At 69.2% G+C, this 26242-nt stretch carries 30 protein-coding genes; 17 read left to right on the forward strand and 13 right to left on the reverse strand.

Features of this window, described 5'->3' with window-relative positions; genetic code table 11:
• Nucleotides 1-97 precede the first annotated feature (97 nt).
• From sp36 to IE302_RS23415, 7 genes are all read left to right on the forward strand, one after another.
• Entirely contained in the window at nucleotides 98-259 is a 162-nt protein-coding gene (sp36, locus tag IE302_RS23385; RefSeq protein WP_005166970.1) for a Sp36 family protein, read from the forward strand.
• 12 nt (nucleotides 260-271) lie between these two features.
• Nucleotides 272-727: a RidA family protein gene (locus IE302_RS23390; RefSeq protein WP_191256610.1), complete on the forward strand. Its 456-nt coding sequence runs from the start codon at nucleotides 272-274 to the stop codon at nucleotides 725-727.
• Nucleotides 728-1357, forward strand: a complete 630-nt coding sequence (locus IE302_RS23395) for a hypothetical protein (RefSeq protein ID WP_191256611.1) — start codon at nucleotides 728-730, stop codon at nucleotides 1355-1357.
• Nucleotides 1358-1395: 38 nt separating this feature from the next.
• Nucleotides 1396-2550 carry a hypothetical protein gene (locus tag IE302_RS23400; protein WP_191256612.1) on the forward strand — a complete coding sequence of 385 codons (1155 nt, stop codon included), beginning with the start codon at nucleotides 1396-1398 and terminating at the stop codon, nucleotides 2548-2550.
• Nucleotides 2551-2805: 255 nt separating this feature from the next.
• Nucleotides 2806-3618 carry an NUDIX hydrolase gene (locus IE302_RS23405; RefSeq protein WP_191256613.1) on the forward strand — a complete coding sequence of 271 codons (813 nt, stop codon included), beginning with the start codon at nucleotides 2806-2808 and terminating at the stop codon, nucleotides 3616-3618.
• Nucleotides 3615-4385 carry an MBL fold metallo-hydrolase gene (locus IE302_RS23410; protein WP_191256614.1) on the forward strand — a complete coding sequence of 257 codons (771 nt, stop codon included), beginning with the start codon at nucleotides 3615-3617 and terminating at the stop codon, nucleotides 4383-4385. Before IE302_RS23405 ends, IE302_RS23410 begins: the two co-directional genes overlap by 4 nt.
• Complete coding sequence (locus IE302_RS23415; RefSeq protein WP_191256615.1) at nucleotides 4382-4633, forward strand: glutaredoxin family protein; 252 nt, start codon at nucleotides 4382-4384, stop codon at nucleotides 4631-4633. The genes IE302_RS23410 and IE302_RS23415 overlap by 4 nt, the downstream gene beginning before the upstream one ends.
• An 88-nt stretch (nucleotides 4634-4721) precedes the next feature.
• Here the strand turns inward: IE302_RS23415 and dnaN are convergent, their stop codons facing one another.
• The 4 genes from dnaN to IE302_RS23435 all read right to left on the reverse strand — a co-directional run bounded on the left by dnaN (nucleotide 4722) and on the right by IE302_RS23435 (nucleotide 8838).
• Entirely contained in the window at nucleotides 4722-5786 is a 1065-nt protein-coding gene (dnaN, locus tag IE302_RS23420) for a DNA polymerase III subunit beta (protein ID WP_191256616.1), read from the reverse strand.
• A 9-nt stretch (nucleotides 5787-5795) separates the two neighbouring features.
• Nucleotides 5796-7058, reverse strand: coding sequence for an MFS transporter (locus IE302_RS23425; RefSeq protein WP_191256928.1), 1263 nt, complete (start codon nucleotides 7056-7058; stop codon nucleotides 5796-5798).
• A 694-nt stretch (nucleotides 7059-7752) separates the two neighbouring features.
• Nucleotides 7753-8427 (reverse strand): Crp/Fnr family transcriptional regulator, encoded by a 675-nt coding sequence (locus IE302_RS23430; RefSeq protein ID WP_003081747.1) that lies wholly within the window; start codon nucleotides 8425-8427, stop codon nucleotides 7753-7755.
• Nucleotides 8428-8586: 159 nt separating this feature from the next.
• A complete protein-coding gene (locus IE302_RS23435; protein ID WP_005166943.1) occupies nucleotides 8587-8838 on the reverse strand; it encodes a hypothetical protein in 252 nt (83 codons plus the stop codon).
• 237 nt (nucleotides 8839-9075) lie between these two features.
• Here IE302_RS23435 and nth point away from each other — a divergent pair, with 237 nt between their 5' ends.
• The 4 genes from nth to IE302_RS23455 are packed head-to-tail and all read left to right on the forward strand — an operon-like array spanning nucleotide 9076 to nucleotide 12247.
• A complete protein-coding gene (gene nth / locus IE302_RS23440) occupies nucleotides 9076-9759 on the forward strand; it encodes an endonuclease III (RefSeq protein WP_191256929.1) in 684 nt (227 codons plus the stop codon).
• Nucleotides 9756-10352, forward strand: a complete 597-nt coding sequence (locus tag IE302_RS23445) for a TlpA family protein disulfide reductase (protein WP_191256617.1) — start codon at nucleotides 9756-9758, stop codon at nucleotides 10350-10352. Before nth ends, IE302_RS23445 begins: the two co-directional genes overlap by 4 nt.
• Nucleotides 10349-11056: an NUDIX hydrolase gene (locus IE302_RS23450; protein ID WP_191256618.1), complete on the forward strand. Its 708-nt coding sequence runs from the start codon at nucleotides 10349-10351 to the stop codon at nucleotides 11054-11056. The genes IE302_RS23445 and IE302_RS23450 overlap by 4 nt, the downstream gene beginning before the upstream one ends.
• Nucleotides 11057-11062: 6 nt before the next feature.
• Complete coding sequence (locus IE302_RS23455; RefSeq protein WP_191256619.1) at nucleotides 11063-12247, forward strand: MarP family serine protease; 1185 nt, start codon at nucleotides 11063-11065, stop codon at nucleotides 12245-12247.
• An 88-nt stretch (nucleotides 12248-12335) separates the two neighbouring features.
• Here IE302_RS23455 and IE302_RS23460 read toward each other — a convergent pair whose 3' ends face one another.
• The 4 genes from IE302_RS23460 to nhaA are packed head-to-tail and all read right to left on the reverse strand — an operon-like array spanning nucleotide 12336 to nucleotide 15432.
• On the reverse strand, nucleotides 12336-12752 hold the full coding sequence (locus IE302_RS23460; protein ID WP_191256620.1) for a DnaJ family domain-containing protein: 417 nt from the start codon (nucleotides 12750-12752) through the stop codon (nucleotides 12336-12338).
• Nucleotides 12749-13672 carry an alpha/beta fold hydrolase gene (locus tag IE302_RS23465; protein ID WP_191256621.1) on the reverse strand — a complete coding sequence of 308 codons (924 nt, stop codon included), beginning with the start codon at nucleotides 13670-13672 and terminating at the stop codon, nucleotides 12749-12751. Before IE302_RS23465 ends, IE302_RS23460 begins: the two co-directional genes overlap by 4 nt.
• A 14-nt stretch (nucleotides 13673-13686) precedes the next feature.
• Complete coding sequence (locus IE302_RS23470; RefSeq protein ID WP_191256622.1) at nucleotides 13687-14181, reverse strand: phage holin family protein; 495 nt, start codon at nucleotides 14179-14181, stop codon at nucleotides 13687-13689.
• A 48-nt stretch (nucleotides 14182-14229) separates the two neighbouring features.
• Complete coding sequence (nhaA, locus tag IE302_RS23475; RefSeq protein ID WP_191256623.1) at nucleotides 14230-15432, reverse strand: Na+/H+ antiporter NhaA; 1203 nt, start codon at nucleotides 15430-15432, stop codon at nucleotides 14230-14232.
• Nucleotides 15433-15638: 206 nt separating this feature from the next.
• Here nhaA and IE302_RS23480 point away from each other — a divergent pair, with 206 nt between their 5' ends.
• Nucleotides 15639-17099 carry a peptide MFS transporter gene (locus tag IE302_RS23480; RefSeq protein ID WP_191256624.1) on the forward strand — a complete coding sequence of 487 codons (1461 nt, stop codon included), beginning with the start codon at nucleotides 15639-15641 and terminating at the stop codon, nucleotides 17097-17099.
• A 271-nt stretch (nucleotides 17100-17370) separates the two neighbouring features.
• On the opposite strand, the gene IE302_RS23485 is transcribed toward IE302_RS23480, so the two are convergent.
• Nucleotides 17371-18090 carry a VIT1/CCC1 transporter family protein gene (locus IE302_RS23485; protein WP_191256625.1) on the reverse strand — a complete coding sequence of 240 codons (720 nt, stop codon included), beginning with the start codon at nucleotides 18088-18090 and terminating at the stop codon, nucleotides 17371-17373.
• Between the two features lie 112 nt (nucleotides 18091-18202).
• On the opposite strand from IE302_RS23485, the gene IE302_RS23490 reads away from it, so the two are divergent.
• Together IE302_RS23490 and IE302_RS23495 are read left to right on the forward strand one after the other, a co-directional pair.
• Entirely contained in the window at nucleotides 18203-18670 is a 468-nt protein-coding gene (locus IE302_RS23490) for an ATP-binding protein (RefSeq protein ID WP_191256626.1), read from the forward strand.
• Entirely contained in the window at nucleotides 18657-19412 is a 756-nt protein-coding gene (locus tag IE302_RS23495) for a tRNA(His) guanylyltransferase Thg1 family protein (RefSeq protein ID WP_191256930.1), read from the forward strand. The genes IE302_RS23490 and IE302_RS23495 overlap by 14 nt, the downstream gene beginning before the upstream one ends.
• 3 nt (nucleotides 19413-19415) lie before the next feature.
• Here IE302_RS23495 and IE302_RS23500 read toward each other — a convergent pair whose 3' ends face one another.
• On the reverse strand, nucleotides 19416-20096 hold the full coding sequence (locus IE302_RS23500) for a DUF2848 domain-containing protein (RefSeq protein WP_191256627.1): 681 nt from the start codon (nucleotides 20094-20096) through the stop codon (nucleotides 19416-19418).
• A 107-nt stretch (nucleotides 20097-20203) separates the two neighbouring features.
• On the opposite strand from IE302_RS23500, the gene IE302_RS23505 reads away from it, so the two are divergent.
• Nucleotides 20204-21511 carry an MFS transporter gene (locus tag IE302_RS23505; protein ID WP_191256628.1) on the forward strand — a complete coding sequence of 436 codons (1308 nt, stop codon included), beginning with the start codon at nucleotides 20204-20206 and terminating at the stop codon, nucleotides 21509-21511.
• Entirely contained in the window at nucleotides 21508-21843 is a 336-nt protein-coding gene (locus IE302_RS23510; RefSeq protein WP_191256629.1) for a cupin domain-containing protein, read from the forward strand. The genes IE302_RS23505 and IE302_RS23510 overlap by 4 nt, the downstream gene beginning before the upstream one ends.
• Nucleotides 21844-21900: 57 nt before the next feature.
• On the opposite strand, the gene IE302_RS23515 is transcribed toward IE302_RS23510, so the two are convergent.
• The gene (locus tag IE302_RS23515) at nucleotides 21901-22395 is read right to left on the reverse strand and encodes a DUF6319 family protein (protein ID WP_191256630.1); all 495 of its coding nucleotides are present in this window, start codon (nucleotides 22393-22395) and stop codon (nucleotides 21901-21903) included.
• Between the two features lie 173 nt (nucleotides 22396-22568).
• On the opposite strand from IE302_RS23515, the gene IE302_RS23520 reads away from it, so the two are divergent.
• Nucleotides 22569-23423 (forward strand): AraC family transcriptional regulator, encoded by an 855-nt coding sequence (locus IE302_RS23520; protein WP_191256631.1) that lies wholly within the window; start codon nucleotides 22569-22571, stop codon nucleotides 23421-23423.
• A 72-nt stretch (nucleotides 23424-23495) separates the two neighbouring features.
• Here IE302_RS23520 and acs read toward each other — a convergent pair whose 3' ends face one another.
• The gene (gene acs / locus IE302_RS23525) at nucleotides 23496-25466 is read right to left on the reverse strand and encodes an acetate--CoA ligase (protein WP_191256632.1); all 1971 of its coding nucleotides are present in this window, start codon (nucleotides 25464-25466) and stop codon (nucleotides 23496-23498) included.
• Between the two features lie 100 nt (nucleotides 25467-25566).
• Nucleotides 25567-26145 (reverse strand): GNAT family N-acetyltransferase, encoded by a 579-nt coding sequence (locus IE302_RS23530; RefSeq protein ID WP_191256633.1) that lies wholly within the window; start codon nucleotides 26143-26145, stop codon nucleotides 25567-25569.
• Between the last annotated feature and the right edge of the window lie 97 nt (nucleotides 26146-26242).

The following is a 26242-nucleotide window of genomic DNA, read 5'->3' on the forward strand; positions in this document are numbered from 1 at the left end:
AAGTGAAACACATCGGCGGGAAATCGGCGAGCCGGTCGCGAGAGGGTTTCGCGCATGTGTGTGGGGCGCTCTTGCCGGTTTGGCTACGCTCCCGGGCATGAGCGCCACCAAGTGGGAGTACGCGACCGTCCCCCTGTTGATCCACGCCACCAAGCAGATCCTCGACCAGTGGGGCGAGGACGGCTGGGAGCTCGTCACCGTGCTCCCGAACCCGACCGGCGAGCAGCACGTCGCCTACCTCAAACGAGCCAAGAACTGAGGGATTGAAGCCATGACCTGGAGCGATCGACTCGCCGAGCTCGGTATCGAACTGCCCGGCGTCGCCGCCCCGCTGGCGGCCTACGTGCCCGCCGTCCGCACCGGTTCGTACGTCTACACGTCCGGGCAGCTGCCCATCGTGAAGGGCGAGCTCGAAGCGACCGGCAAGGTCGGCGCCGAGGTCAGCCCCGAAGAGGCGAAGCAGTACGCGCGGACGTCGATCCTCAACGCCCTCGCCGCGGTCGACTCGGTCGCCGGGCTCGACAACATCGCGCGCGTGGTCAAGGTCGTCGGTTTCGTGGCGTCCGCGGAGGGCTTCACCGGGCAGCCCGCGGTGATCAACGGCGCGTCCGAGCTGCTCGGCGAGATCTTCGGCGAGGCGGGCATCCACGCCCGGTCGGCCGTCGGGGTCGCCGAGCTGCCGATCGGGGCGCCGGTCGAGATCGAACTGATCGTGGAGGTGAAGTAGATGGACCCGGACATCGAGAAGTCGTCGCACGAGCTCCTGCTCCGGCTGGCGGGACGCCTGCCGGACCAGCTCCTGTGGCGGTTCCGCGACTGGCTGGGCGAGGGCGCGATGGGCACGCTCGCGCGGACCCTGCCCCGGTCTTTGCTTAAGCACAGGATCGACCTGGACCAAACCGAGTATCGCCTGCTAGTCGCCGGGCTCATTCCGCACGGGGCCGACTGGCACCAGGTGAGTTCGACCCTGGGGGTAGACGACGTCACCGAGACCAGGTACACATTCACGCAGAGTGCGCCCGAATGGGTGAACTCCGTCGACTCTGTGTCCGTATTGATCCACGCAACGTTGCGGGGACGGCCGGATGTGGGTGAAGTGCGGCAAAGCTGGCGACACCTCGGTGTGGTCGGCGAGGGTGGGGCGAAACGAGTCCTCCTGGTCACGGCGACGAACGGTCTGCCGAGGCTGACCGGCGAACTGCAGCGCGTCCTGCGCGTGCTGGGTGACGAGGAGCCCGGCGTCGAGGTTCTCCCGCCGAGCATCGACCTCACCGGCTATCACCGCACCGCGCTCGCCAACTCCGAGCTGGTCTGTGTGGGCGCGGTGGACACCGGAAGTCGGCTGGTCGCCGCTTAACGCTCGCACCACCAGGCGAGCCGGGAGGGAGCAGAGCAATGGTGGAGGTCCACGACGGCCCGCCCATGGACGGGTTCTCGGTGCCCCTGCGCCTGCACAACCTGTTACTGGCCCTGGCGGGTCGAATCGACGACAGTGCTTTGACCGAAGCGCGTGAGCTGATCGCGCGTGCGCACATCGACGAAGCGGTGGAGCTCACCACCGGAACCCTGATCGCGGGGAAGATCCCGGTGAGCTCGTCCGAACAGCGTGAACTCGCGCTCGTCCTGGAGATGAGCCGGTCCGACGCCACCCTGGCGAACGACCTGCTCGTCGAGGAGGACGAGTCGGTGCTCACGCACCGGTTCACCGGCGAGAACCAGCCCGAATTCGGCCTCGCCGAGGCGCTCGACCGCACCCTGCAGGTGCTGCCGGACGTCCGGTCGGTGCACGCGGTGTGGCGGAACACACCCGCCGGCAGTGTGCCCGGCGCGCTGCCGCAGCGGGTGGTCCTGGTCGAGATCGGCCCGGAGGGCAACCCGCCCGCGGTCGCGTTCCGGGTGGACACCGCGCTTCGCCGCGCGGGTATCCGCTCGGTCGTCGAGGTCGCGGGGCCCGGTGTCGCGCGGTCCGCGTACCACCAGGCCGCGTCTTCGGCCGCGAGCCCGGTCTGGGTCACCGGGAGCAGTCACACCAGTGACTACCGGTCCGAGCCGATGACCCCGCCGCCCGCTCCCGCCCCGGCTCCCGAGCCTGCCAAGGAGCAGCCGAGCAGGCACGGGCTGCGGCCGGTCGGCGGCGGTGGCCACGAACCGGTCGAGCCGATCGCGCCGGTGGTGCCGATCGTGCAGGCACCCGCGACGGCCACGTCGTCGCCGTCTTCGGTGGTGCCTCCGGCGGAGGCGCCGCCGCGCAAGTCGCGGGCGGAGACCCGTGCCGAGCGCACGGCCGACCTGACCCCGGCCGAAGTGGCACAGCTGCGCCAGGCGCTCAAGGAGGACCCCGAAAAGGGCCGCGAGATCGCCTCGGGCAAGCCGAGCATGCACGAGGTCGTCGAGCTGCCCGCTCTCGACCTCGACGACCCCAGCCTGAGCGAGCGCGACCGTGCGCTCCTGCGCGAGCTGCACGCCGAGCTCGCGGAACGGGAGCGCGCCGAAGCGGCGAAGATCCGGCTGAACGGTGCTTCGCGCTCTAGCGGCTCTAGCTGGTCTTAACGAGTCCCACGCAATTCGTCCTCTGGATGCGGTGGTTGCACGCGCAACTATCGCAACTAGAGGACGAATTGCCGTCTCCCCAAGGGCGCTCAGCGCCCGACGGAGACTTCGTCGAGCGCCCTCTTTTGGGCCGGAGGCCCCCGGAAACTCGATGAAAGGGCGCATCCACACGCGACTCCGGTTGCCTGCGGAGGGTGCCCTTTCGGCGTGTTTGCGGCAGCGCTCGACAGACAGACACAGTGTTAGGTTGCGGGTGTGGCTGAAGAACTGACATTCGACATCCCGGTGGGGGCCGGGGTGGGCACCCGCGCCAACGCCGACGGCGAGCCGGTGACGCCCAAGGACGCGGCGACCGTGATCCTCCTCCGTGACGGCGCGCGCGGCGTCGAGGTCTTCCTGCAGCACCGGGTGAAGGGCATGCCGTTCGCGGGCGGGATGACCGTCTTCCCCGGCGGCGGCGTGGACTCCCGCGATGTCGACGCTTCGGTGAGCTGGGCGGGCCCGGAGCCCGCTTGGTGGGCGGAACGCTTCGGCTGCGAGGAATCGCTCGCCCGCGCCCTGGTGTGCGCGGCCGTGCGGGAGACCTTCGAAGAGTCGGGCGTACTGCTCGCGAGCATCGGGGACGCCGTCGTCACCGATACGACGCCGTATCAGGAAGCCCGCGAAAAGCTGGTCTCCCGCGAACTCTCCCTCGCCGCGTTCCTCGAAGCGAACGGCCTGACGCTGCGCGCGGATCTCCTGTGGCCGTGGGCGAACTGGCTCACCCCGCCCCAGGAACCGCGCCGGTACGACACCTGCTTCTTCGTCGCCGTCCTGCCCGAGGGGCAGGAGGCGGACAGCGCCACCTCCGAGGCCGTCAGCACCGGCTGGCAGCGGCCGGAAGAGGCCATCGCCGACGCCAAGGAAGGGCGCCGCATGCTCATGCCACCGACCTGGATCACGCTCTCGGAACTGGGCGGGTTCGACTCGGCCGCCGCGGCGAGGGCCGTCGAACGCGAGATCGTGAAGATCATGCCGACGCTGGTCCGCGAGGGCGACAAGGTCCGCGTCGTCATGGACCGCGCATGAGCGCCCCCGCGTACGGCGTGCTGCGCCGGGTGACGCCGACGGCGTCCGTGCTGCTGGAGAACAACCCGTCGTCGATGACGCTGGAGGGCACCAATTCCTGGGTGCTGCGCGGGGCGGGCGCGTCCGGTTCCGTGGTCGTCGACCCCGGTCACGAGGACGTCGAGCACCTGACCCTGCTGGCGGAAACCGGCGACGTCGATCTGATCATCCTGACCCACCATCATCCGGACCACGCCGAGGGCGCACCTTGGTTCGCCGAGCGTGTCGGCGCTCCGGTGCGGGCCTTCGACGAGGCGCTCTGTATCGGCGGGAAGTCCCTTGTGGACGGCGATGTGATCGAGGCGGCCGGTCTGCGGCTCTCGGTGCTGCACACACCGGGGCACACCGGCGACTCGATCTGCCTGGTGTCCGACGGCCAGATCCTGACCGGTGACACCATCCTCGGCCGCGGCACCACCGTGCTGCACGATCTCGGCGACTACCTGCGCTCGCTGCGTAAACTCATCGAACTGCCCGAGGGCACCACCGGGCTGCCCGGGCACGGCCCGGAACTGCCCGACCTCGCCGCGACCGCGCGCGAATACCTGGCGCACCGGGAAGAACGGCTGGACCAGGTGCGTTCGGCACTGAAGGAACTCGGTGCGGACGCCACACCGCGCCAGGTCGTCGAGGTCGTCTACGCCGACGTCGACAAGGCTTTGTGGGCGCCCGCCGAGTGGAGCGTGCGGGCACAGTTGGACTACCTGAGGTCGGAGGACGGCGAATGAGTGACGTCGAGGTCGAGTTCTACTGGCGCCCCGGATGCGGGTTCTGCGCCGCACTGGAGCGGCCGCTGTCGAAGAGCGGTTTCAAGGTGAAGCGGGTCAACATCTGGGAGGACCCGGACGCCGCCGCGCGGGTGCGCTCGGTGGCCGACGGGAACGAGGTCGTGCCGACGGTTTTCGTGGGCTCGACGGCGATGGTGAACCCTTCGTTCGGTGAGATCGAGGCCGCCGTGAAGGCCGCTTCGGTCTGATCTGCCGCTTCGCGCTCGCGAGAGTGCAATGAAAGGCCCCTTCATTGCAAAATTTGCAATGAAGGGGCCTTTCATTGCACTGGGTGCGTCAGCGCGGGAGCATCGGCATCACGTAGTAGGTGAGCTCCACCTCGCCCGGTTCCGCGGAGCGGATGACGCACGCCCGCATCCCGGGCTGGATGTCGAGCCGCACCCGTTCCCCGGCGAAACCCTGCAGCGCGTCCAGCAGATAGCGCGCCTGGAACGAGGGCGAAGTCCGGCCGCCGGAGACCTCGGCCTTCAGCGTCTCCTCGGCCTCCCCGGTGTCCTGCTTCGAACTGGCCAGCCGCAGGTGCGAGTCGCCGACCTCCAGCGTCAGCACCCGCCGGTCGTCCGCGTAGACGCCCACCCGGCGCACGGCGGCGGCCAGCGCGTCGGCGGCGACCTCGACGGTCGTGTCCACAGTGGACGACTCGATCAGCTTCTCGGACAGGAATCCCGCGTCGAGCACGGCGGTGGTGACGGTGACGCCCGCCCAGCTCAGGCCGAACCTGGTCCCGTCGCCGTGCAGGCCGACGACGCCGCGCGCCTGCTTCGCCGTCTCGGCGAGCAGGCCGGCCGGGACGAGCGCGTCGACGGGCTCGCCTTCGGCGCGCAGCGGGAGCGTGGCGACGGCCATCCGGTACCGGTCGGACGCCGTCAGCCGCAGCTCGCGGCTGAAGCTCTGCACGCGGACACCGGTGAACATCGGCAGCGCGTCGTCCTTGGCCGCCGTGCCCGCGACGGTCCGCAACGCCGTCGCCAGCGCGGCACCGTCCACTTCGGACACCTTGGGCGGCATCTCCTGGAGCCGCAGCTCGCGGCTCAGCAACGGCATCGCGAACCGGCCGCCTTCCACCCGCACGGCCAGCCGCGATCCCTCGACGACCAGGCGCACCATGTCGTCTTCGAGCATGCGCAACGTCTCCGCGAGCGGCCCGGCCGGGACGAGGACCTCGCCGTCGGTGTGGACGACGGCGTCACAGGTCAGGCGGACCGCCCGTTCGCTGTCGTTGCCGCCGACGGTCAGCCCGTCCCGCCCGGCCCGCAGGAGCAGGCCGGAGCGAGCCGAGAGCAGCCGTGCGGCGGCGGAAACGGCGGACGAGAGGGAGCGGGTGGCGGCAGTCAGGTCCATGCCCGCAAGCTAGCGGGCGGCACCGACAAGTTCGGGGGCTTCGGCGACGGTTCCGGACGGCTGGGGGCGGAAGGTGCCGCGCAGCAGCCACACCACCGCGGCGAGCGCGAACCCGACGCCGCCGGCGGCGAGGAACGCCGCTTCGTGCCCCGCGTGCTCGACGAGGTACCCGCTGATCGACTGCCCGAACGCGAGGCCCAGGGTCACCGCGGTGAGCACCCAGCCGAACGCCTCCGCCGCCGTGCCCTTCGGCGCGGCGATCTCGATGGCCGCCGAATGCGTCGTCGACTGCGGGGTGATGAGCGCACCCGCGGCGAGCATGGCGAGCGCGAGGCCCCAGAGCGAACCCGGCAGCGCGAGCAGCGCCACCAGCGCGCCGAACCCGGCCAGCAGGACCGGCAGCCGCAGGCCCATCTGACGCGGCCACGGCCGCAGGCTGTACGCGACACCGAACGCGACCGAGCTGACCGACCAGGCCGAGAGCAGCAGCCCGCCGATCGAGGTGTTCCCCGCCTCGGTGGCGGCCGCCGGGACGGCGACCTCGACGAAGCCGATCACGGCGCCGAAGCCCAGCGCGGCGAGCGCGAGCGTGCGCATCCCGGGGCTGGCCAGCGCGCCGAGCAGCTTCCCGCCCGACGACGGCGCCGGTCCCCAGGCCCGCACCGTCGGGCTCAGCGCGAACAGCACCGCGCCCGCGATCATCGTCAGCGACCCGGTCACGATGCCGGTGCCCGCCCACGGCGCGGCGATCAGCAACCCGGCGAAACCGGGACCGAGGATGAAGAAGACCTCCATGCTGATCGCCTCGTAGGAGAACGCGGCGTTCCGCGTCGGACCGGCGGGCAGCAGGCGGGTCCACAGCGCCCGCGAGGCCGAACCGACCATCGGCTCGGTGATCCCGGTGCCGAAGGCGAGCGGGACCAGCACCAGCGTCGGCGCGTGCGCCTCGATCGCGAACACCAGCGCGGTCATCGCCAGCGCGAAGAACGTCGTGGTGACCAGCAGCGGCCTCGTCGGGCCGAAGCGGTCGATGAGCCGCCCCTGCACGACCGCTCCGACGGAGACACCCACCAACGACCCGGCCGACACCAGTCCGGCCGAAGCGAAGGAGCCTGTCTCACGCTGGACGTAGAGCAGCGCGGAGATGCCGATCATCGCGATCGGCAGGCGGGCGAGCAGCGACGCGATCACCGCCCCGCGGGATCCGGGCGCGGTCAGCGCGGCCCGGTAGTCGGCGAGGGAGGTGCGGTGGCTCTCGGCGGAAGCGGACACAGACTGGGACACGCGTACCAGTATGAACACTTTGGTACGCGAGTACCAGATCTGTGGCGGTAAGGTTTGTCACCCCCGCTTTCGGGGTACTACGGACGTTGAAGTGGCCAAGTTCGTCACGATCGGGTAACAGTCGGCCTATTTTGGGTCATTCGGGGCAACAAATCGACGCAGATGGCGTCCTTGAGAGTGAAAGAACTTGTATCCGCGGCCGACGGCCGTGGATGGTTGTACGACATAACACAAAGTCTCCAGCTCCCTCCGGCGTACGGGTCGGGGCCTTGTTCCGGAGGGCGGGGAGCGCGGATCGTCGGGGGATGGTCCGCGCACAGCGAAGAGCCGGTGCGCCACGTCGGGGGTGGCGCCCGGCTCTTCGTTGTTTTTGCCGCGCGCTGACGGAAAAATTTCGCGGGGCGCGGCTACGCGTGATGCTTCCGTCAGCGTGAAGGGCGCCCCGCAAAATGTTTCCGTGGGCCTTCGGCCCGAAAAGAGGCGCGCGGGGTGAAGTCTTCCCGTCGCGCTGGCGCGCTTCCGGGAAGACAGTCCGCCGGTCACCTTCTAGGGCGGGGAGCGTTCGGTCACCGGCCACGCGGGTTTGGGTGCCGGGGTGGGGGCGTTTCGTCCTCTGGATGCGGTACTTGAACGCACAACTGCCGCAAGTAGTCGACTACTTGCGGCAGTTGCGGGGAAAGATCTAGCGGGCGCGGCGCGCCAGGCGCTCCGGGTCCAGGATCAGGACGCTCTTGCCTTCGAGCCGCAGCCAGCCACGGTGCGCGAAGTCGGCGAGAGCCTTGTTGACGGTCTCGCGCGAAGCGCCGACGTACTGGGCGATCTCTTCCTGCGTCAGGTCGTGCGTGACCCGCAGCAGACCGGCTTCCTGGCTGCCGAAACGCTGCGCGAGCTGCAGCAGCGCACGTGCCACCCGGCCGGGGACGTCGGTGAAGATCAGCTCGGCGACCATGTTGTTCGTCCGGCGCAGCCTACGGGCGACCACGCGCAGTAACTGCTCCGCGATCTCCGGGCGGGTGGAGATCCACTGCCGCAGCGCCGGGCGGTCCATCGTCACCGCGCGGACCTCGGTCACGGTCGTCGCGCTGGACGTCCGCGGGCCGGGGTCGAAAATGGACAGTTCGCCGAACATGTCGGACGGTCCGAAGATGCCGAGCAGGTTCTCGCGGCCGTCGGGTGACTTGCGGCCGATCTTCACCTTGCCGGACTGGATGATGTAAAGCTTGTCGCCGGGTTCACCCTCGTTGAAGATGACATGCCCGCGAGGGAACTCCACGGATTCCAAGGTCTGTGCCAGCGCCTCGGCGGCTGCCGGCTCAACACCCTGGAAAATGCCCGCTCGGGCCAGGGTTTCGTCCACCTCGGGTGCCTCCTCATCGAGATACGACGTCGATCCTCATCGGCCGAGGACCGTGTCGTCGATCACTTTTCGCGTCAGTCTAGGTCGTGCGCGCGAGTTCGCTCGTCGGCACGCCGCAGGCGCGCGCGGGCCGTGAACGATCTCGCTCGAACGTGGAGCCTAACTCCGCACGCGTCGCGCGCGAAGCCTGGCCGCCTTCCCGCCCAGCCTGCGCAGCCGGAACAGCTCGAGCGCGCGCCCGATACCGTGCCCGTAAAGGGCCCTGACCTCGTTGGGCTGCGCCTGCTCGAGGAACTCCTCGACTTCGTTCTCCTGCACCGCGACGTGCTTGAGCCTGGTCTCCACGCGTTCCATGAACAGCGCGAAGAACATGATCACCAAGGGGACGAGGATGACGAACCAGACTGTCATGAGCCCTGCCCTGGGAATTCCGAAAGTTTGTGCATTACTCCAGATCCTCGCTCATGGCGTCCTCGATCGAAGCGCCGAGGTGGTGCTCTGGCGTGTCGGCCGTCGACCGGCGGGTGCTCCCACTGGCTCGTCCGATGGCGCCCGTAGGCTATCGGGGTGCCTCCTGCCCTCACCAATGCCCCCCGTGCGGGGGGTACGGGTGAAAGCCGGCTCGCATTGGTGAGACGCGCCAGGCGGATGAAGCGTTGCCTCGACGACGAGTTCCCGGACGCGCACTGTGAGCTTGACTTCACCACCCCGCTCGAATTGCTGGTCGCGGTCGTGCTTTCGGCACAGACCACCGACGTCCGCGTGAATCAGGTCACGCCCGCGCTTTTCGCGCGCTATCGGACCGCCGCCGACTACGCCGGCGCGGACCGCGCCGAACTCGAGGAGTACCTCCGGCCGACGGGATTCTTCCGCGCCAAGGCGAACTCCGTCCTCGGGCTGGGCGCGGCGCTGGTGGAGCGCTACGACGGCGAAGTGCCCGGCAAGCTGAAGGACCTCGTCACGCTGCCCGGTGTCGGCCGCAAGACCGCCAACGTCGTGCTCGGCGACGCCTTCGGGGTCCCCGGGATCACCGTCGACACCCATTTCGGCCGCCTGGTCCGCCGCTGGGGCTGGACCGAGGAGGAGGACCCGGTCAAGGTCGAGCACGCCGTCGGCGAGCTGATCCCGCGCAAGGAGTGGACGCTCCTGTCGCACCGGACGATCTTCCACGGCCGTCGCGTCTGCCACGCCCGCAAACCCGCCTGTGGCGCCTGTCCGCTGGCCAAGATGTGCCCCTCGTACGGAACGGGCCCGACAGGGTTCGAAGAGGCCGCGAAGCTGGTCAAGGGCGAGGAGCGCGACCACATCCTCGAGCTGGCGGCGGGCCGGTGACGAGGGTCACCAAGTTCGCCCTCGCCGCCGCCGTGCTGGTGGTGGCCCTGATCGTCGCTTTGCTCACCACGCGTGACGGCCAGGCGCCGGTCAAGACGTCGGGGGATCTCACGGCCGCCCGCGCGAAGGCCGCGCTCGCGCCTTGCCCGCCGCCCGGGCCGGGCGAGGTGGCGAAGCTGCGCGGGGTCGACGTCGAATGCCTCGGCGACGGCTCCCGGGTCGACCTCGCCAAGGTGCTTTCGGGCGGTCCCGTGCTGGTCAACCTGTGGGCGTCGTGGTGCGGGCCGTGCCGCGCCGAACTGCCGCTGCTCCAGGAGTACGCGGCGCTGCCGGGCGCCGCGCGGGTGCTCCTCGTCCAAGTCGCGAGCTCCGGGGCCGACGGATTGGCGCTGCTGTCCGAACTGGGGGTCCGGCTGCCGTCCGTGTTCGACGGTGACGGGCAGTCAGGGCCGGCGCGGACGGCACTAAAGGTCCCTTCCTCTCTTCCGGCGACGTACCTGGTCACGGCGGCGGGCGACGTCCGGCTCATCGAGAACCCACGCGTCTTCCTGAACACTGACCAGGTGCGCGCAGCTGTGGAAGGGACCCCATGACCGGCCCTCTCGTGGATCCGGAGGACGTGCCCGCCTGGCTGCGATCGCTGGTCAAGATCAGCGGCGACGTCGGCGCGGACACCTTCAGCCGGTTCAGCGTGCCGCCGGACGCCAGCTACCGGCCCGCGTCCGTCCTGATGCTCTTCGGCGAGGGCCCGCAGGGGCCGGACGTCCTTCTCCAGCGCCGCGCCGACACCCTCGGCTCGCACGCCGGCCAGGTCGCGTTCCCCGGCGGGGGCGCCGAGCCCGGCGACGACGGGCCGGTCGGGACGGCGTTGCGCGAGGCGGAGGAGGAGACCGGTGTCGTGCCCTCGGGCGTGCAGCCGGTGGCGGTCTTCCCCGAGCTGTTCGTGCCGGTGTCCGGATTCGCCGTGACGCCGGTGCTCGCCTACTGGCGGACGCCGTCGCCGGTGCACGCCGTCGACCCCGGCGAGACGGCCGCGGTGGCCAGGGTGCCGGTCGCCGAACTCGCCGACCCGGCCAACCGGTTCCAGGTCGTGCGCAAGGGTTTCGGCTGGAAGGGCCCCGCGTTCGACGTGAGCGGGATGTTCGTCTGGGGCTTCACGGGCGGCCTGCTGGCGATGACGCTGTCGCTCGGCGGCTGGGAACGGGACTGGGACCACGGCGATGTCCGGGAGCTTGACGTAGCGTTGGCCGAACATCAGGCGCGGGTCGACGGGCGGCAAGTGCCGGAGAAGGAGTAGGCGCCGGTGAACTGGGTCGACGTACTGGTGATCCTGCTCGCGCTGCTGGCGGGCGTGTCCGGCGCGTTCCAGGGGGTGATCATCGCCCTGCCGTCACTGGTCGGGGTGGTGCTGGGCGCGCTCGCGGGGATCAAGATCGCGCCGCTGGTCGTCGAGCTCTTCGAGCATCCGGCGGCGAAGGTCGCCTTCGCGGTGGCGACCGTGGTGTTCCTGGTGGCGCTCGGCGAGACCCTCGGCGTGTGGGCCGGGCGGAAACTGCGCCAGAAGATCAACCCGGACAAGCTTTCCGGTGTCGACAAGACGCTCGGCGCGGTGGTGCAGGCGGCTGTCGTGTTCGTGGTCGCGTGGCTGATCGCGACGCCGCTCACGGCCGTCTCGGGGGTTCCGGGGCTGGCGAAGTCGATCAACAGCTCGGTGGTGCTCGGCGGCGTCAACGACGTCATGCCGGAAGCGGCGCAGGGCTTCCCCAGCGAACTGCGCAAACTGCTGGACAAGTCGGGCTTCCCGTCCATTGTGGACCCGTTCCAGAAGCCAAACGTGCAGGACACGAGCCCGCCGGACACCGCGCTGCAGGCGAGCGCGATCGTCAAACAGGTGCACGGCAGCGTCGTGAAGATCCGCGGCAACGCGACTTCGTGCTCGCGGGCGCTGGAGGGCAGCGGATTCGTCATCGCGCCGCAGCGCGTGATGACGAACGCGCACGTCGTCGCGGGGACCGACGAGGTCGCCATCGAGTCGACCTCGGGCAAGTTCCCGGCCCGGGTCGTCTACTTCGACCCCGAGGCCGACGTCGCCGTGCTCGCGGTGCCGCGGCTGCAGGCGCCGGTGCTCCCGTTCACGCCGCGGGTCGCGCGGGCGGGCGACAACGCGATCGTGCTCGGCTACCCGCTCGACGGCCCGTACACCGCGTCGCCCGCCAGAGTGCGCGGCCGGATCAACCTGCGCGGACCGGACATCTACGAGTCCAACACCGTGCAGCGCGACGTGTTCACCGTGCGCGGGCAGGTCCGCAGCGGCAACTCGGGCGGGCCGATGATCAACCCCGACGGCGAGGTCATCGGGGTCGTCTTCGGCGCGGCCGTCGAGGATCCGGAGACCGGCTTCACGCTGACCTCCGAACAGGTGCGGCCGGTGGTGGACACGGCTCCGTCGCTGAGCGCGAACACTTCGACCGGTCCCTGCGCGAACTGAGCTCCGCTGGCCCGCGCGTGCAATGAAGGGGCCTTTCATAGCAAAATTTGCTATGAAAGGCCCCTTCATTGCACGTGAGGAGTGTGGGTCAGGAGTCTGACGGGAGGCTTTCGCGCCACGAAGCCACGGTCTCCTCCACGTCCAGCGGCCGCGCCCGCAGCACCGGTCCGCCCGCCGGCCGCCGGTGCTCGGCGCGGATCCGTTCGTTCAGGTCCTCGACAATCTCCCGCACCCGCGCTTCCCGGCGCACGCGGGCCAGCGTGTCCGGCAGGTCTTCGAGTTCCTTCGCGATCGCCAGCGAAGGCGGCAGCAGCGCCGAAACGTCGTGCCCCTCCGCGCGGACCTTGTTCACCACCCAGGCCAGGGCCGTGTCCTTGCCGTCGGTCTTCGGCAGCGGCTTCCCCGCGCCGGGAAGGTCGTCGAACTCGCCCTTCGCCTGCGCGGCGCTGACCTGCCGGTCCACCCAGGACTCGAACGACACGCCCGTCGGTTTGCGCTCGGTCATGCCTCCAGGGTACGGAGAAACTCCAGCAGGGCGGCCGACGTGCGGTCCGGGGCCTCCAGATGCGGGAAGTGCCCGATGCCGGGCCAGCGCTCGAGCCGGGCGTCCGGGGCCCAGCGCCGCGACGCCGCCGCGGTCTCGGGCAGGACGCACCGGTCCTCTTCGCCGTGCAGTTGCAGCACTCGCGGAGCGAAGCGGCCTCGCAGCGCGTCGCTGAATCGGCGGCCTTCGCCGCGGAACTGCGCGCGGAACGCCCAGCGGTAGTACTCCAGCGCGCTGTGCGGCACTCCCGGCACGAGCATCGCCTGCCGGAACGCCCGGACGGCTTCGGTGAAGTCCGGAGTGTCCGTCCATTGTGGACCGGACCAGTCGCGGAACAGCTCCTCGACGGCGAGCGCGTCGTTCTTGACCAGCCATTTCTCCGGTGCCATCGGCACCTGGAAGCGGAACAGATGTCCCGACGCCCGGAGCTGTCCCGGCCGTTTGACGGCCCGGCGCAACGCCAGCGGATGCGCTCCTCCCAGCACGGTCACCGAGGAGACCAGCCGGGGGTGCAGCGCGCCGACCGTCCACGCGAGCATGCCGCCCCAGGCATGCCCGACGAGATGGGCCTTGCGCGCGCCGAGTGACTTGATCAGCCCGCCGACATCGCCCGCGAGCGTCCAGGCGTCGTAGCCGCGCGGGGGTTTGTCCGAGTCCCCGTAGCCGCGCAGATCCACCGCCACCGCGCGGAAACCGGCGTCGGCGAGCGCGGTCAGTTGGTGATGCCAGGTCCACCAGAACTCGGCGAACCCGTGCAGCAGCACGACCAGCGGTCCGTCGCCGAGTTCGGCGACGTGCAACCGGATGCCGTTCGCCGAGACGTCACGATGGGTCCACGGACCGTCGATCCGGACGATCGACGGATCCGGAGTCGCCCGCACCTACTCGAAAACCGTCAGTCGCGGTCCGCGGGCGCGTCTTCGTGCCGCGGTTTGAACGCGGCGGCGGTGTCCTTGAAGCTGTTGATCGTGCGCTCCGGCGCCTTGATCTTCTTCACCTTGCGGTACCCGAGGAAGCCCGCGACCGCCGTCGTGGCGAGCATCAGCCCGAACACGATCGCGAACGCCGCCCAGCGCATCAGCCACTCGGACAGCAGTTCGCCGAGGAAGAAAAAGAAGAAGAACGAGCTGTACAGCCCGACGACCAGCGCGACCAGGAAGAAGATGGCGCCCTTGAGGCCCTTCTTCGCCTCCGCGACAACCTCGGACTTGGCCAGCTCGACCTCGGCGCGGATCAGCGTCGAGACGTGCTGTGTGGCATCGCCGACGAGTTTCCCGAGGGACTGCTCGCTCGCTACCACGTCGTCATCGCTCGACAGGGGGAGGTAGGGCACGGCCCCCACGCCGTCGGGGCCGGTACGTTCGTGCTTGGGGCTGCTCACACCGGTCATCGTGCCACGTGCCCCGATCCCGGGCGCGGCGGACCGGGGAGTGTCGCGTCAGAGATCCTCTCGCGCGTGCACACGGCTCCGGTGCAGCAGCATCGCGGCGGCCGTCAGCGACGCGATGCCCGAGGCGATCAGCACCGCCGCCTTCGCCAGTTCGACGGCTTCCCCGTCGAGCGCGAGGTCGGCGATCAGCAGGCTCACCGTGAACCCGACGCCGCCGAGCATCGACAACGCGCCGATGTCCCGCCAGCCCATGCCCCGGGGTTTCTCCGCGAGCTTGAACTTCACCGCGATCAGGCTGGCGCCGAAGATCCCGATCAGCTTCCCGCCGACCAGCCCGATCAGCACGGCCAGCGGCAACGCCGTGGTGAACACCGCGCCGAGCGACTCGCCGTCCACGGTGATCCCGGCGGCGAACAGCGCGAACAACGGCACGGCGACCGCGGCCGACCACGGCTGCAGCCGGTGTTCGAGCCGGATCGCGGGCGAGTGCTCCTCGCCCTCGTCGGCGCGGACCCGGGTGAGCAGGCCGAGCGCGACGCCGGCGATGGTGGCGTGGATGCCCGCCGAGTGCACCGCGATCCAGGTGATCAGGGCCAGCGGCACGTAGATCCAGGCGCTGCGGACGCGGCGATGCTGCAGGTAGGCGTACAGCGCGAGCGCGACGACCGCGACCCCCGCGGCGACGAGGTCGAACTTCGCGGTGAACAGGATCGCGATGACGAGGATCGCGCCGAGGTCGTCGACCACCGCCAGCGAGAGCAGGAAGACCCGGGCGCTGCTCGGCAGGTTCGACGCGGTCAGCGCGAGGACCCCGAGCGCGAACGCGATGTCCGTCGCGACCGGGATCGCCCAGGCGCGCTCGATGCCCGGCGTTCCCCAGCCGACGGACAGCGCGACCAGCGCCGGGACGATCATGCCGCCGATCGCGGCGACCACCGGCAGGATCGCCTGCTTGAACCGGGACAGTTCGCCGACCACGAGTTCGCGTTTGAGCTCGAGCCCCGCGACGAAGAAGAACAGCGCGAGCAGGCCGTCCTTCGCCCAGTCGCCGATCGTCAGATTCAGGTGCAGGAATTCGGGGCCGAGCCGGAAATCGCGGATCGCGCGGTAAACGTCGTCGATGGGCGAATTCGCCCACAGCAGGGCGACCGCGGTGGCGCCGAGCAGGATCAGCCCGCCGGTGGTCTCGGTGCGGAGATAGCGGGCGAAGTCGGCGACGACGGCTTTCGCGGGACGGTTGGGGCCGGACACGGCATCCTCCGGTTTTCGGCAACACGAATACTGTTGCCGACCAGGCTTCCCGGCGCACCTTGACGTTATTTTAGCGGCTGGAGCTGCGGATTTCTCCCACTCATGACGGCGGCCACAAGATCCATCCGGACGTCGGTGTCAGTTCCACATGCTGGACTCTTAGCATGTGAACGGAAAACGACAACGATGTCTTCGATAAGGACGGCATGGTGAGTACCTCTACCGAGGTCCAGCAAGACACGAGGTTCTTCGGGCACCCACGAGGGCTGGCGAACCTCTTCGGCGTCGAGATGTGGGAGCGGTTCTCGTACTACGGGATGCTCGGCATCCTCCCGATCTACCTCTACTACGAAGTCAGTCAGGGCGGCCTCGCGCTGCCGAAGGCCTCCGCGCTCGGCATCGTCGGCGCGTACGGCGGCATGGTCTACCTGTCGGCGGTGATCGGAGCCTGGGTCGCGGACCGCGTGCTCGGCTCCGAACGGACGCTGTTCTACAGCGCGATCCTGATCATGATCGGGCACATCAGCCTCGCCGTGCTCCCGGGGCTGGCGGGCATCGGCGTCGGCCTCGTCTGCGTCGCCGTCGGCAGTGGCGGGCTGAAATCCAACGCCACGGCCATCGTCGGGACGCTGTACGCGCCCGGCGACGAGCGCCGCGACGGCGGTTTCACGATCTTCTACATGGGCGTGAACGTCGGTGGTTTCGTCGGGCCGCTGCTGACCGGGCTCGCGCAGAGCGAGATCGGCTTCCACGTCGGCTTCGGGCTCGCCGCGTTCGGTATGGCGCTCGGCCTGATCCAGTACACGATCGGCCGCAAGAACCTCGGCGAGAAGGCGAGCGAGATCCCGAACCCGTTGCCCGCGTCGTACCGCCCGCTGGTCTTCGGCGGCACCGCGGTGGGTGTCGCGGCGATCGTGCTGCTCGTGGTCTTCGGCGTGATCAACCCGGCGAATCTGGTCGACGTCGTCGTCTGGGCCGTCGCGATCATCTCGGTGATCTACTTCGTGGTGATCATCACCAGCAAGAAGATCACCTCCGAAGAGCGCAGCCGGGTGTACTCGTTCATCCCGATGTTCATCGCGAGCGCCGCGTTCTTCTCGCTGTACCAGCAGCAGTTCACCGTCGTCGCGGCCTACACCGACGAGCGGCTGAACCGGACGATCTTCGGCTGGGAGATGCCGGTCGCCTGGGTCAACTCGATCAACCCGGTGTTCATCATCCTGTTCGCGCCGGTCATCGCGGCGATCTGGACGAAACTCGGTTCGCGGCAGCCGTCCTCGCCGATCAAGTTCGTGCTCGGCACGGTCACCATGGGCGTGGCGTTCCTGCTGTTCCTCCCGATGGTGGGCAGCGGCAAGAACGCCAGCCCGCTGCTCGCGCTGGCAGGCATCCTGTTCGTGTTCACCATGGCGGAGCTGATGCTTTCGCCGGTCGGCCTCTCGCTGTCGACCAAACTCGCGCCGGAGGCCTTCCGGACGCAGATGGTGGCGCTGAACTTCCTGTCCATCTCGCTCGGCACGGCGATGTCCGGGAAGCTCGCCGAGTACTACACAGTCGAGGACGAAGCGCCGTACTTCAGCATCGTCGGCGGCGTTGCCATCGTCGTCGGTGTCGCTCTTCTGCTCGCGACGCCGATGATCCGCAAGCTGATGAAGGGCGTTCACTGACGCTCTTCTTCCCGCGCTGACGAGCGACCCTCGGAAGTGCTGAAAGGGCCCTTCACCGCATAGGAAGCGGTGAAGGGCCCTTTCGCTGCGTCGTACCCGCGCCGGGGGCCGCGACCGGCCCGTGAGCGAAGGCGTGACACGCGTGCTTGAACCCGGAACTCGCGTGCTTGAACGCCGATGTCGGTGTGCGGCGTCTGATCACGCGAGTTCCGTCTCCAAGCACGCGAGTTCGCCGTCCGATCACGTGAGATCGCCACTCGAGACCCGGGGCTCAGCCGACGCTGACGCCGAACAGCACGCCGACGTAGTACGTCACCAGCATCGTCAGCGCGCCGACACCGACGTTCCGCGCGATCGCGCGGCCGACGCGGGCGTCGCCGAGTTTCGCGCTGATGAACCCGGTCAGCGTCAGCCCGACCACGACCGCCGAAGCGCACGCCCAGACCCGCGCCGAGGTCGACGTCCACACGATCGACAGCAGCGGCAGCAGCGCGCCGACGGTGAACGCCACCAGCGACGCCCAGGCCGCCTGCCACGGGCTGGTCAGATTGTCCGGATCGATGCCGAGTTCGGCCTCGGCGTGCGCCTGCAGCGCGTCCTTGTCGGTCAGTTCGCGGGCGACCTGCGCGGCGAGTTCCGGGGAAAGTCCCTTCGCCTCGTAGATTTCCGCCAGTTCCCGTTCTTCGGCTTCGGGCATCTCTTTCAGTTCGCGCTTTTCCAGTCGCAACTGCGCGCGTTCGGTGTCGCGCTGCGTGCTCACCGAGACGTATTCACCGCCCGCCATGGAAAGCGCGCCGGCGACCAGGCCCGCGATTCCCGCGGTGGCGATCGCGGTCGAGTCGGTGGTCGCGCCGGCGACGCCGACCACGATGCCCGCCACCGACACGATCCCGTCGTTGGCACCGAGGACGCCGGCGCGCAGCCAGTTCAGCTTGCCGCTCAGATCCGCGTGCGGTTCATGGGGATGTTCGGTCGACACGGTTTCGGTCACCGTTTCAGTGAAACACGAAGAACGGGAATCGGCGAGAGGAAACCTTTTCGGTCAATGCAGGCAATCCTTATTGACTATTGCCTTACCTAAGTCCTCGGATAGGTTGTCGGACATGGCCGAGGTGGTGATCTTGATCGGGCTCCAGGCGTCCGGGAAGACGACGTTCTTCCGGCGGGAGTTCGCGGGCACCCACGTCCACCTCAGCAAGGACCACTTCCCGAACGCCAAGCAGCGGCAACGCCGCCAGCTGCGGATGCTGGCCGAGGCGCTCGAAGACGGCCGCCCGGTGGTCGTGGACAACACCAACCCGTCGCCCGAGGAGTGGGCGCCGCTGATCGAGGTCGCGAGGCGGCACGGCGCGCGCGTCGTCGGGTACTGGTTCCCGCCGGATCTCGAAGGTTCGCGAGAGCGAAACGCGCGCCGGGGCGTGAAAACCCGGGTGCCCGACGTCGGTCTGTATGCGACTCTCAAGCGGCTGCGGCGACCGGCCGCGGAAGACGGTTTCGACGAGCTGTACACCGTCGGTTTCGACGGTGAAGGCGGGTTCGCGGTGGAGCGGGGTGACCATGGACGCCGGTGATTTCGAGGCGCGGCAACGGGAACGTGAGTGGTTCCACGGCCTGACCGTGCCCCCGGGCTCCTGGACGGTGCTCCGCGTCGACGGCCGGGGTTTCTCCAAGTTCACCGAAGCCCGGTTCGAGAAGCCTTTCGATCTTCGCTTCGCGGAGTGCATGGCCGAGGCGGCGAGCGCCCTGCTGGCGGAGTTCGCTTCGCCGTACGTGTACACGGAAAGCGACGAGATCTCCCTCTTGCTCCCGCCGTCGGCCGAGTTGTTCGGCCGGGGTGTGGAGAAGCTCGTGTCGATCTCGGCCGGGGTCGCGTCGGCCGCGTTCACCCACGCGGCCGGAGTGCCCGCGCACTTCGACGGCCGGATCTGGCTCGGCACGACGGCGGACGACGTCGTCGACTATTTCTCCTGGCGTCAGGCGGACGCGACCCGCTGCGCGCTCAACGGCTGGTGCTACTGGATCCTGCGCAAGGCGGGGAAGTCGGCGAGCGAGGCCGGGGCGGCTCTCGAAGGCGCGGGCGTCTCCGAGAAGAATGAGCTGCTTTTCGCGCACGGCGTCAACTTCGCCGAAGTCCCCGCCTGGCAGCGGCGCGGCGTCGGGCTGTACTGGGAGTCCTTCGAGCGCACCGGTTTCGACCCGGTGCGGGAGATCGAGGTCTCCGCGACCCGCCGCCGCGTCCGCGTCGACCGGGAACTGCCGATGAAGGGCGAGTACCGCGCCTTCCTCGGCGAACTGCTTCAGTCGGTCCGGTAGCGCCTAGCCGATCGGTTCCGGCAGCCGCCGCACGGCGTAGGCGAGGTCGATCGTCTCGCCGGTCGCCGGGTCGCCCAGTTCCACGCGCCAGGAGTCGGCGAACTGGTCGACGCCGTGCACCATCGGGATCGTGCCCGAGATCAGCACGGTGCCCGGGGCGTAGAGGTCGCGTTCACGCAGCACGTCCAGCCAGTACGACGGCGGCAGCAGCTCCGCGAGTTTCCCTTGCTGGATCAGGGTTTCCCCGGCCCAGGCGGACAGCGTGAGCTCGTCGAGCCGGTCCTGGACGTCGACGAGGCGCCAGGCCTTGGCGGCGAGGACGTCGGGGCCGGCGTTCTTGCTCCACGCGACGCCGTGCGCTTCGAGCGCGCGGTCGGTGTGGTCGCAGGCGGCGGTGAGGAGGACGTCCTCGGGCGCGGGGCCGGTGATGACGATGGCCCACTCGGCCTCGCCGGAGGTCTTCTCGTGCTGCACCGGGACCTCTTCGGTCTGGCTCGCCAGGTACGGCGCGACCGGGTAGAGCGCCGGGATCACCGAAGGCGCGGGGACGCCGAGTTCGGCCAGTTCGGCCACGTGGGCGGCGACGTCCTCCTGGCTGCGACCGGCGTATCCGGCGTTCAGCAGCGTGTGGACCTCGGTCCGCCGCTCCTGGCCGTCGGGAAGGGTGAAACGCAGCTCAGGCATCTGTCCTCCGAGATTGGGGGTTGCGCATACAGCTTGTATACAAGGAGTATATCCGCAATTCAACCCCTCCCGGCGGGGTTGCGGACCTACTGCGGACGGATGTGGACATGACCTCACCAGCCGGTGACCGGCGCTCGTTGCACAAGGCCTTCGCGGCCAGCCTCTCGGGAACCGCGCTCGAGTGGTACGACTTCGCGGCCTACTCGGTGGCAGCCGCGACGATCTTCGGGCATCTCTTCTTCCCGTCGGAAGACCAGCTCGCGAGCACGATGGCGGCGTTCTCCACCTACGCCGTCGGCTACCTCGCCCGGCCGCTCGGCGGGTTCCTCTTCGGCCGCCTCGGCGACGTGCTCGGCCGCAAGCGCATCCTGGTCATGACCCTCGTGCTCACCGGTGTCGCGACGTTCCTCATCGGTGTCGTGCCGACGTACGAGAACATCGGCGGCTTCGCGGCCGTCCTGCTCGTGGCGCTGCGGTTCGCGCAGGGTGTCGGCATCGGCGGCGAATGGGGTGGCGCCGTCCTGCTGTCGAGCGAGTTCGGGGATCCGGGCAAACGCGGGTTCTGGGCGTCGGCCGCACAGATCGGCCCGCCCGCGGGCAACCTGCTCGCCAACGGTGTCCTCGCCGTGCTGGCCGCGCTGCTCACCGAGGACCAGTTCAACAGCTGGGGCTGGCGGATCGCGTTCCTGCTGTCCGGCGCGCTGGTCGGATTCGGCCTGTGGATCCGGCTCAAACTGGAGGAGACGCCGGTCTTCAAGAAGATCCAGGAGCGTGGCGAGCGTTCGTCGGCGCCGATCTCCGAGGTCTTCCGCACCGAACGCCGCGCGCTCGTCGCGGCCGTGCTCATCCGGGTCTGCCCGGACGTGCTCTACGCGCTGTTCACCGTCTTCGTCCTCACCTACGTCACCACGCACACCGGCCTCTCGCGCGGCGCCGGGCTGGCCGCGGTGATGATCGGTTCGGCGTTCCAGCTGGTGCTGATGCCGCTGTTCGGCGCGCTCTCGGACCGGGTCTCGCGGCGCAAGATGTACCTGTTCGCGACCATCGCCGCCGGGATCTGGCCGTTCGTGTTCTTCCCGATGATCAGCGGTGGTTCGTTCGCGATGCTGGCGATCGGGATCGTGCTCGCGCTGGTCATCCACGCCGCGCTCTACGGGCCGCAGGCCGCGCTCGTCACCGAGCAGTTCTCGCCGCGCCTGCGCTACACCGGCAGCTCGCTGGCGTACACCCTCGCCGGGGTCATCGGCGGGGCGCCCGCGCCGTTGCTGTTCACGGCGCTGCTCGCCGGCTTCGACACCTGGCTCGCGATCGGGGTCTACTTGCTCGCGACCGCGGTGGTGACCATCATCGGTGTCGTGCTCGCCCGTGACCCGGACCGCGAAGAGGAGGCGGCTGCCATGGAGACCGCGCGATGACCTGGCTTTCCATGTCCACTGTGGAGGGTCTGCCGCTGATCGGCGGACAGGGCCGGTTCCGGACGCTCGCGACGGCGGAAGGCGGCCTGGCGTACGAGATCTTCTATCCGGCGGGTGTCGCTTCTCCCGTGCACAGCCACGATCACGACAGCATCGTGTACCTGCACACGGGTTCGCTGCGCGGCACGCTCGACGGCCGGGAAGTGACGCTGGAGGCGGGCGGCACGATCGTCCACCCGCGCGGGGTCCCGCACAGCGTCGAGGCCATTGTGGACAGTCAGTGGGTCGAGTTCAAGACACCGCTGCCCGCGCGGCCACCGATCGCGGAATGAAAGAAACCGGGGCGGACACCGAAATCTCCAGCGTCCGCCCCGGTCGGGAGGAAAGTCTCAGGCGTCGAGCTCGGCCAGCGCCAGCTTCGCCTTCTCCAGCTCCGCTTCGAGCTGGGCCACCTTCGCGGCCTGCAGCTCGCGGGCGGCGTTGATGACCTCGTCGATCGGGCCCGACAGGTCCGCGTGCAGTTCCTTGGCGGCGCGGGACACGGCCGCGGCCGGGATCTCCAGGCCCTTCGCGACCCACTTGGTGCCGTTCTTGAGCTCGGCCTGCCACTCGCCGTCGGCGGTGCCGGTGACGGTGAGGGTCAGCTCGACGGTGCGGGTCTTCTTCGCGGTGGTGGCGACCTTCGGGCGGCCACGCTTGGGCTTGGGGGACTCCGCCGTGTTCTCTTCGGCGGGGGCCTCCGGGGTCGCCGAAGCCTCGGGGGCCTCGGTCTTGGCCTCGGGGGTCTCCGAGGTGGTCTCCGCCTGCGGCGTCGAGTCGACGGGCGCTTCGGTAGCCGCTTCTTCGGACACGGCGTCAGTGCGTGTCAAGGCATCCACGGTCATCGTCGGTGTCGTCTCCTTGCCCGGGTATGGGGTGGTACCCGGCACATCCTAGAACAGGCGTTCGACTGTCGCGCGGCAGGGTGTGCTAAGCGTGTCGCATGATCGCATCGGTCCGCGACGATCGGGCGCGGTCCGGTCGCGCTCCGTCAGAGTCGACGGCGAAGGGAGGCCTCGTGATCTCGGCACTCAATCGGCTCGTCGATCTGGTCGAAGAGCACCTCACGGACGACATGGACGTCACAGGGCTGGCCGGCGCGTTCGGCACGACCGAGTACCACCTGCGCCGGATGTTCTCGTCGCTGGCGGGAATGTCGCTGTCGGAATACGTCCGCCGTCGCCGCATGACCGCCGCCGTCGCCGACGTCGTCCGCGGCGAGGGCGATCTGCTGACCATCGCCGTCCGGTACGGCTACGGCTCGGCCGAGGCGTTCGGCAGGGCGTTCCGGGCGGTCCACGGCGCCGGTCCCGGTGAGGTCCGCCGCGACGGTGGCCCCCTTCGCACACAACCGCGGCTCAGGTTCCGCCTGAGCGTCGAAGGGAGCATCCCCATGGAAACCCGTATCGTCGACCGTCCCGCTTTCCGGCTCGCCGGGCACGCGACCCGCGTCCCGCTCGTCCACGAAGGCGTCAACCCGCACATCCAGCGGCACATCGCCGCGCTGCCGCCGGAGGCGCACGTCCGGCTGAAAGCGCTCAGCGACACCGAACCGCCGGGCCTGCTGCAGGTCAGCGACGCCCTTGACCCGGACGGTGCCGAGCTGACCTACCTGCACGGGGTCGCCGTCACCGGTGACATCCCCGGCGATCTCGACGTCATCGAGGTGCCTGCCGGGCGGTGGGCGGTCTTCCGTACCGACGGCGCGCATCCGGAGGCACTGCAGAAGGTGTGGGCGGCGACGGCGACCGAATGGTTCCCGTCCAATCCGTGGCGTCTGCGGCCGGGACCGTCGATCGTCACGATCCTGGCGCACTCGGACGACTTCGGGACCGCCACTTGTGAGCTGTGGCTGCCCGTCGAGCCCGCCTGACCGATGTCATGAAAGGGCCGTTCCTGACGAAATTCGTCAGGAACGGCCCTTTCATGACACTTTGGCGAGGGGTTACTCCTCGGACTTGCCGGACTTCAGGCCCGAAGAGATCAGGTCCATCACCGACGAGTCGGCCAGCGTGGTGACGTCGCCGACCTGGCGGTTCTCGGCGACGTCGCGCAGCAGGCGGCGCATGATCTTGCCGGACCGCGTCTTCGGCAGCTCCTGCACGACCAGGATCTGCCGCGGCTTCGCGATCGGCCCGATCTCCTTCGCGACGTGGTTGCGCAGCTCCTGCACGGCCGCGTCTCCACCGTCGACGGCGTTGCCGCGCAGGATGACGAACGCGACGATGCCCTGCCCGGTGGTCGGGTCGGTCGCGCCGACGACGGCGGCCTCGGCGACCGTCGGGTGCGAGACCAGCGCGGATTCGACCTCGGTGGTCGAGATGCGGTGCCCGGACACGTTCATCACGTCGTCGACCCGGCCCAGCAGCCAGATGTCGCCGTCGGCGTCGTACTTCGCGCCGTCACCGGCGAAGTAGTAGCCCTGGTCGGCGAACCGCGACCAGTAGGTGTCGCGGAACCGCTCCTCGTCGCCCCAGATGCCGCGCAGCATGCCCGGCCACGGCTTGTCGAGGACCAGGTAGCCGCCGCCACCCTTGCCGACCTCGACGCCCTGGTCGTCGACGACCTTCGCCGAGATTCCCGGCAGCGCCTTCTGCGCGGAGCCCGGCTTCGTGGCGGTGACGCCCGGCAGCGGCGAGATCATGATCCCGCCGGTCTCGGTCTGCCACCAGGTGTCGACGATCGGCGCCGAGTTCGCGCCGACGTTCTCGCGGTACCAGATCCACGCCTCGGGGTTGATCGGCTCGCCGACGCTGCCGAGCACGCGCAGCGAGGAGAGGTCGTACTTCTCCGGGATCTCGTTGCCCCACTTCATGAACGTGCGGATCAACGTCGGCGCGGTGTAGTAGATGGAGACCTTGTGCTGCTGGACGATCTCCCAGTGGCGGCCCTCGTGCGGGGTGTTCGGCGTGCCTTCGTAGACGACCTGCGTCGTCCGGTTCGCCAGCGGCCCGTACACGATGTACGTGTGCCCGGTGATCCAGCCGATGTCGGCGGTGCACCAGTAGACGTCTTCGCCGGCCTTGTGGTCGAAGACGTTGTGGTGTGTGTACGCCGCCTGGGTCAGGTACCCGCCGGAGGTGTGCAGGATGCCCTTCGGCTTACCGGTGGTGCCGGAGGTGTAGAGGATGAAGAGCGGGTGCTCGGAGTCGAACGCCTGCGGCGCGTGCTCCGCGGACTGGCCGTCGACCAGTTCGTGCCACCAGAGGTCGCGGCCTTCGGTGATCGGCACCTCTTCGCCGGTGCGGCGGACGACGATGACCTTCTCGACCGATTCGGCGCCTTCGAGCGCTTCGTCGACATTGACCTTCATCGGCGCGGCCTTGCCGCGGCGGTACTGGCCGTCGGTGGTGATGACGATCCGCGCCGCCTGGTCGTCCACCCGGGATCGCAGCGCGGTCGGGGAAAAACCACCGAAGACGACACTGTGCAGAACACCGATGCGGGCGCACGCGAGCATCGCGAAGATCGCCTCGGGCACCATCGGCATCTGGATGGCGACGCGGTCGCCCGCGGTGAGGCCGAGGGACTCGAAGGCGTTCGCCGCCTTGGAAACCTCGTCCTTCAGCTGGGCGTAGGTGATGTCACGGTTGTCGCCGGGCTCGCCGACCCAGTGGATGGCGACCTGGTCGCCGTGCCCGCCGTCGACGTGGCGGTCGACGCAGTTGTACGCGACGTTCAGCTTCCCGCCCACGAACCACTTCGCGACCGGCGCAGTGGTCCAGTCCAGTACCTGGGACCACTTCGTTTCCCAGTGGAGGCGCTCGGCCTGCTTGGCCCAGAACGCTTCCCGGTCCGCGTCGGCTTCGGCGTAGAAGTCGGCGGTGGCATTCGCTTGCGCGCTGAAAGCCTCACTCGGGGGGAAGGTCCTGCTCTCCGTGAGCAAATTGTCCAGCGCCGGCGACTGCTCGGTCATGGTGCGATGCCTCCTGTGTTTCGCGTGTCTTCACGCCCGTTGGCACGCTATCGACGTTACGACGCGAAGTAAAAGGTTGCATCGCGGTTGCGGACCGCATTCACACGCTTGAGGACAAAGCGGTACGGACCGCGGGCCATTCTGGTCCGGTGAGGGAGTAGACAACGGTGTCACGGATGGTTCCGTCGGGCCGGACGCGATGCGCGCGCAGCACGCCTTCCCGTTGCGCGCCGAGGCGTTCGATCGCCTTCTGCGACTTCAGGTTGCGGATGTCGGTCTCCCACGAGACACGGTTCGCGCCGAGGTCGTCGAAAGCGTGGCGCAGCAACAGGAGTTTCGACTCGCGGTTGAGCCCGGTGCGCTGCCACGCGGAACCGATCCAGGTGTAGCCAAGGGAAATGATCTTGTGCCGCGCGTTCATCGCGTAGAACGACGTCGTGCCGGCGACCTCGCCGGTGCTCGCGTCGATCTGCGCCCAGGCGCGGCGGTCCGGGTCGGCGAGGATCGCGTCGACCATGGCTTCGGCCGCGGCGAGGTCCCGCGGCTGCCGGAGGCTGAGCCAGGTCCAGATCGCCGGGTCCGATCCGGCTTCGAAGAGGCCTTTGGCGTGGTCACGGGCGAGCGGTTCGAGGCGGACGCGTTCGCCGGTCAGGGTCGCGTGGTCGGTCCAGTCGGTCACGATCTTGACGGTACGACCGGCAATGGCCTTGCTGGATAGCCAGTTCCGAAGCATTCGAGAAGGCCACTGGGGCGTTGCCTATGCTCGCGGGAACGAT

The sequence above is a fragment of the Amycolatopsis oliviviridis genome, assembly GCF_014654365.1.
GTDB lineage: Bacteria > Actinomycetota > Actinomycetes > Mycobacteriales > Pseudonocardiaceae > Amycolatopsis > Amycolatopsis oliviviridis.

Bases quoted from the DNA above. Each gene is read 5' to 3' on its own strand.
- IE302_RS23515 (WP_191256630.1), bottom strand. From the start codon at position 22,395: ATGACCGTGGATGCCTTGACACGCACTGACGCCGTGTCCGAAGAAGCG.
- IE302_RS23460 (WP_191256620.1), bottom strand. From the start codon at position 12,752: ATGACCGAGCGCAAACCGACGGGCGTGTCGTTCGAGTCCTGGGTGGAC.
- IE302_RS23495 (WP_191256930.1), top strand. From the start codon at position 18,657: ATGGACGCCGGTGATTTCGAGGCGCGGCAACGGGAACGTGAGTGGTTC.
- IE302_RS23480 (WP_191256624.1), top strand. From the start codon at position 15,639: ATGGTGAGTACCTCTACCGAGGTCCAGCAAGACACGAGGTTCTTCGGG.
- IE302_RS23415 (WP_191256615.1), top strand. From the start codon at position 4,382: ATGAGTGACGTCGAGGTCGAGTTCTACTGGCGCCCCGGATGCGGGTTC.
- IE302_RS23395 (WP_191256611.1), top strand. From the start codon at position 728: ATGGACCCGGACATCGAGAAGTCGTCGCACGAGCTCCTGCTCCGGCTG.
- sp36 (WP_005166970.1), top strand. From the start codon at position 98: ATGAGCGCCACCAAGTGGGAGTACGCGACCGTCCCCCTGTTGATCCAC.
- acs (WP_191256632.1), bottom strand. From the start codon at position 25,466: ATGACCGAGCAGTCGCCGGCGCTGGACAATTTGCTCACGGAGAGCAGG.
- IE302_RS23450 (WP_191256618.1), top strand. From the start codon at position 10,349: ATGACCGGCCCTCTCGTGGATCCGGAGGACGTGCCCGCCTGGCTGCGA.
- IE302_RS23510 (WP_191256629.1), top strand. From the start codon at position 21,508: ATGACCTGGCTTTCCATGTCCACTGTGGAGGGTCTGCCGCTGATCGGC.
- IE302_RS23390 (WP_191256610.1), top strand. From the start codon at position 272: ATGACCTGGAGCGATCGACTCGCCGAGCTCGGTATCGAACTGCCCGGC.
- IE302_RS23435 (WP_005166943.1), bottom strand. From the start codon at position 8,838: ATGACAGTCTGGTTCGTCATCCTCGTCCCCTTGGTGATCATGTTCTTC.
- IE302_RS23500 (WP_191256627.1), bottom strand. From the start codon at position 20,096: ATGCCTGAGCTGCGTTTCACCCTTCCCGACGGCCAGGAGCGGCGGACC.
- IE302_RS23490 (WP_191256626.1), top strand. From the start codon at position 18,203: ATGGCCGAGGTGGTGATCTTGATCGGGCTCCAGGCGTCCGGGAAGACG.
- IE302_RS23470 (WP_191256622.1), bottom strand. From the start codon at position 14,181: ATGACCGGTGTGAGCAGCCCCAAGCACGAACGTACCGGCCCCGACGGC.
- nth (WP_191256929.1), top strand. From the start codon at position 9,076: ATGAAGCGTTGCCTCGACGACGAGTTCCCGGACGCGCACTGTGAGCTT.
- IE302_RS23400 (WP_191256612.1), top strand. From the start codon at position 1,396: ATGGTGGAGGTCCACGACGGCCCGCCCATGGACGGGTTCTCGGTGCCC.
- dnaN (WP_191256616.1), bottom strand. From the start codon at position 5,786: ATGGACCTGACTGCCGCCACCCGCTCCCTCTCGTCCGCCGTTTCCGCC.
- IE302_RS23410 (WP_191256614.1), top strand. From the start codon at position 3,615: ATGAGCGCCCCCGCGTACGGCGTGCTGCGCCGGGTGACGCCGACGGCG.
- IE302_RS23505 (WP_191256628.1), top strand. From the start codon at position 20,204: ATGACCTCACCAGCCGGTGACCGGCGCTCGTTGCACAAGGCCTTCGCG.